The organism is Alcanivorax profundi (assembly GCF_003597125.1).
Taxonomy (GTDB): domain Bacteria; phylum Pseudomonadota; class Gammaproteobacteria; order Pseudomonadales; family Alcanivoracaceae; genus Alcanivorax; species Alcanivorax profundi.
The window spans coordinates 1-365 of the sequence record NZ_QYYA01000203.1; the positions used below are offsets into that span (position 1 = coordinate 1).

The 365-nt window shown below is 51.0% G+C and carries 1 protein-coding gene; it reads right to left on the minus strand.

What is annotated here, in order from left to right; all coding sequences use genetic code 11:
• Positions 1–365: DNA gyrase subunit A (locus D4A39_RS19490; protein WP_497707279.1), on the minus strand; the 365-nt coding region annotated here is incomplete at both ends.

The window sequence follows — 365 nt, forward strand, 5'->3', positions numbered from 1 at the left end:
GTCATATCAACCGTTTCCTTATCAAGGTCATCCATGATATGCTCACCCATCTTGGAGAGGCGGCACTCTGTATAACGCATGGCAGCAGGAGAGTCACCGTCAACAGAACCGAAGTTACCCTGTCCGTCAATCAAGGTATAACGCATGTTCCACTCCTGTCCCATACGCACCAGAGCGCCGTAAACAGAAAAGTCGCCGTGAGGGTGATACTTACCGAGCACCTCACCAACAACACGCGCACATTTCTTATAAGGTTTGTCACTGGTGTTTCCAATGCCGAGCATACCGTAAAGAATACGGCGGTGCACAGGCTTGAAACCATCGCGTACATCAGGGAGGGCACGAGCCACGATAACTGACATCGA